This window comes from Halopseudomonas salina, assembly GCF_008641105.1.
The window spans coordinates 1-1,252 of the sequence record NZ_VTTI01000033.1 but is presented as its reverse complement, the minus strand read 5'-3'; the positions used below and the strand labels follow the sequence as shown (position 1 = coordinate 1,252).

General features: G+C 54.3%; 2 protein-coding genes. Both read right to left on the bottom strand.

Going from position 1 to position 1,252, the window contains the following annotated elements; all coding sequences use genetic code 11:
• Nucleotides 1-28 precede the first annotated feature (28 nt).
• Complete coding sequence (locus tag FZF01_RS19300) at nt 29-877, bottom strand: IS3 family transposase (protein WP_229734602.1); 849 nt, start codon at nt 875-877, stop codon at nt 29-31.
• Between the two features lie 5 nt (nt 878-882).
• Nucleotides 883-1,188, bottom strand: coding sequence for a transposase (locus FZF01_RS19295; protein WP_223825568.1), 306 nt, complete (start codon nt 1,186-1,188; stop codon nt 883-885).
• Between the last annotated feature and the right edge of the window lie 64 nt (nt 1,189-1,252).

Genomic DNA, 1,252 nt, shown 5'->3' with positions numbered 1-1,252 from the left:
TGGTCCTGCCCACAAAAAGTAGACACTGTTATGCGCATCTGCGCTCAAACTCTGCTGGACTGATATTGCCGAGAGCAGAGTGTCGTCGTTTGCGGTTATAAAAAATCTCAATGTACTCGAAGATACCGGATCGGACTTCTTCCATCGACCCATATTGCTCCGCATAGATCAGCTCTACCTTGAGACGGCTGTAGAAGGACTCCATTACCGCATTATCCCAGCAGTTACCCTGACGGCTCATACTGGGTAGGCAGCCGCTTGATCTGACCAGATCCAGATACTTCACCGAGCGAAACTGAACGCCGCGGTCTGAGTGGATGATCAGCCCAGGATTAACCTCTCTGCGTGAGAAGGCCATCGTGAGCGTATCCAATACCAGCTTCTCGGTCATTGAAGTATCGAGCTTCCAGCCAACGATGGCTCGAGAATAAAGGTCCATGACGGTGGCCAGGTACGCCCAGCTGCCTTTGACCCAGATGTAGGTGATGTCCGTTACCCATTTCTGGTTTGGGGCTTCTGCGTGAAAGCGACGCCGCAGCCGGTTCTCTTCCACGTTGATCATCGTCGGACTGGCCGGGCGGTAGTGAAAGCCCTTCCCGTTTCGAGCCCGGATTCCGCGGTAGCGCATGATGTTGGCTACAAAGTTCTTCGAACAAGGCAGCCCTGCATCCTTCAACTCATGAGCCAGCCTGGGCGCGCCATAGCGCGCCTTGTACTCTGCAAACAGCTCAACCACCTTGCCTTCGATCTGCTCGCGCCGTAGCTGCCTAGGGGAGGGCTTACGGTTGTGCCACTTATAGAATCCAGAGCGGGAGACGTTCAGTGCACGGCACATCAGCGTAACCGGGTACTGCCCCAGATACTCTGCGATGACCACGTACTTCACTCCTGGAGCTTCGCGAAGTACGCCGCAGCCTTTTTTAGGAATTCGTTTTCCTTCAAGGCGTCGTTCAATTCACGCTTTAGACGTCGGACCTCTGCAGATTCCTTCTTGGAGTAATCGACGCCATCGACGCTGTTGAACTGCTTCTCGGACAGTCGGGTGAACTGCCGTCGCCAGTTGTAGATTTGACCGGGATGCAGTCCCAGTTCTTTGGCGACGGATGCTGCGGTGTTACCTGGCTGCTCCGATCGACGTATCGCTTCCCTGCGAAACTCCTCGGTATATGCCTGTCGTTTCTTGGTCATGACACACCTCCTGCTAGGGGCTACCTAACTATAGAAGGTGTCTACTGGTTGTGGGTAACTCGGA